The sequence below is a fragment of the Chthonomonas sp. genome (genome assembly GCF_035294505.1).
Taxonomy (GTDB): Bacteria; Armatimonadota; Chthonomonadetes; order Chthonomonadales; family Chthonomonadaceae; genus Chthonomonas.
In genome coordinates, this window is sequence record NZ_DATGKU010000124.1 from 1 (window position 1) to 2,339 (window position 2,339).

The window sequence follows — 2,339 nt, forward strand, 5'->3', positions numbered from 1 at the left end:
GAGATAATCGGCACGGCGATTTTGGTACTTTAGATAGTAGGCGTGCTCCCAAACATCCACACCGAGAATGGGCTTTTTGCCCTCCATCAGGGGATTATCTTGGTTGGGTGTGGAGAGAACGGAAAGCTTACCGGACGAGTCCAGAACCAACCAGGCCCAGCCGCTTCCGAAGCGTTTTAAGCCGGCATCGTTGATCTGTTGTTTAAGGGCATCGAGGCTGCCGAAGGTCGCGCGAATGGCCTCGGCGAGCGCCCCGGTAGGCTCCTTGCTGCCACCCGGCTTCATGATCTCCCAAAACATCGTGTGGTTCACATGCCCGCCGCCGTTGTTGCGCACGGCCGTGCGCACCGATTCGGGCACGGCGTCGAGGTTCGAGATGATCTCCTCAGGGGTCTTCTCGAAAAAGCTAGGATAGTCTTTCAAGGCCGCGTTGAGATTGGCCACATAGGTGCCGTGATGCTTTTCATAGTGTATCTGCATCGTTTGGGCATCAATGTAAGGCTCCAGTGCGTTGTAGGGATAGGGAAGAGGTGGCAGAGTAAACTCAGGCATAGCCTTCTGCTCCTTTCTGTAGATTGTGGGCGTCGTCGCGCACCACTATTAAGTTTACTGTATGATGTGAAAAAATAGTTGCGGTGCCGTGGCGCCGTTGGGGCATAAAGTAGAAACTGCAGCAGGGCCGCAACCGGATGAGAGCCTGCCTGTATGGCAGACCTCATCTAGTTGTGTCGGCACCTCATTTGGCAACGCAAAGCCTAGTGCTGTGTGGCGTAATCATAGGATACCGTGATGCTACTCGGCGGAAGCGCTCTTGCCTCCTCTTCCGTTATCGGTTCGATGGTGAGCGCTTGCTGTCGGCCTCCCTTCATATACTCGTCCAGCTTGTAGAAGCAATTCTGTCGCAGGTCCTCAAAAACCACCGAATCGATCTCTTCACTCTGCTTCTCGTAGAAGGACACCGGTTTTGCCGATTGAGAAGGCCTGGTATTGAGGACGGCTATCTGGTGGATTTCAGGGCTTTTAGCCGCAGCCGGATGCGCCTTTTGCCCTAGCCTATCCACCCTCCACAGCAGAAGGCAGGCCCCCCATCCGCATAACGCCAGAAGCCCCAACAGCCGATTTGCCCACTGCAGCCGACGTTGCCGACGCAAACTAGCGGAGAAGATGCGCTCGGTCTCTCGATAACGCGCCTGCAGGGCCGTCATTTGATAGAGCAAGTTGGAAACTTGCTCCGAATGAGCATCCTCTGTCATTTTACAATAACCTCCTTGGGTTCGATTTGTAGGTCTAAGGTCAGCAAAAGCAGTGCAGGGGCGGATAGTAGTACCATGTTCCTCCCCTCTGGTCCTTACCAAAAACGGGGTCTACTTTAGGCCCGCAGCAGTAGACTAACTTTTTGCCACTCGCATGACAGGTATCAGAGCGCTCTTGTGCTGTGCCAGACTACAGAGGCCATAGGCAATCAAAATTGTATTGTTGTTCGGCGTTTTCCAGATATAGTTGAACTTCGAGCAATCCGGTGGTTTCGGCTGTGGTGGATGTTTTCTTGGCGGCCCTCCTCCGCATGGCTTATCCGATAATGCCAGCGCCCTATTGACATATAGCGGGCAGGCTACAGGAGGGCCGCTGAAATCTAAACCCTCCTCAAGGCCGACGCCCTTCCCCTCATCCAATACCAACCCTGCAGGACGATAGGGGGTCTGCGCGTTCCCACTTGTGTACATAGCCACGCCAAAGCTATCGTACTCAAGGCCGATACAGGGATCCCCAGAAAATCTTGCGATTTTCTGGGGCAGGGCGCCCTTCCCCTCATTGCTCGAGAGCACATTCCCACTCCCGTCCGTTATCACTGCGGCATCTCCGGTGATACTCCACTGGTGGTACTCCCCATTGCGACGCACCAACAGGCTGCTGCAACCTCCACCGGCACGGAGATACAACGCCTGAACATTCCATACCCCGCCGTTTGGCATCTCCATGCATTGTGCACCTTCTTGCATCTTGCTGTTAAGACGGTAGGGTACCTGCGATTGAACTCGCCGATACCCTAACATCTAATCCTCTAGATCATGGGTAGCAGAACGCTCCAATTTCTCCTCTCGCTTGCTTTACCACTATCGGCCTGAGATAGGTACAACTCTATCGGAGCATCCGGACGTATCCTCCTTCAATAGGCTTTTTTCCCCTCTAGTACGACTACCTCTGTATTAGGAGGAAAATATTGAACTGTAACGCGTTCCACTCTGGAAGAACCCGCCCATAGAGCTACTATTGTGCGCTGGATTGAGAGTTGTGTGCTCACTTGCTCGCTAAGGTTCTTCGCTAATAAAGCATTACGT

General features: G+C 53.5%; 3 protein-coding genes. All 3 read right to left on the minus strand.

The annotated features are described in order from the left end of the window. On the minus strand, positions 1-552 hold a 552-nt coding region (locus tag VKV18_RS07385), incomplete at its 3' end, for a superoxide dismutase (protein WP_324203569.1). Positions 553-755: 203 nt separating this feature from the next. Beyond that, positions 756-1,253 carry a hypothetical protein gene (locus tag VKV18_RS07390; protein ID WP_324203570.1) on the minus strand — a complete coding sequence of 166 codons (498 nt, stop codon included), beginning with the start codon at positions 1,251-1,253 and terminating at the stop codon, positions 756-758. A 135-nt stretch (positions 1,254-1,388) separates the two neighbouring features. Beyond that, a complete protein-coding gene (locus tag VKV18_RS07395; protein WP_324203571.1) occupies positions 1,389-1,979 on the minus strand; it encodes a hypothetical protein in 591 nt (196 codons plus the stop codon). Between the last annotated feature and the right edge of the window lie 360 nt (positions 1,980-2,339).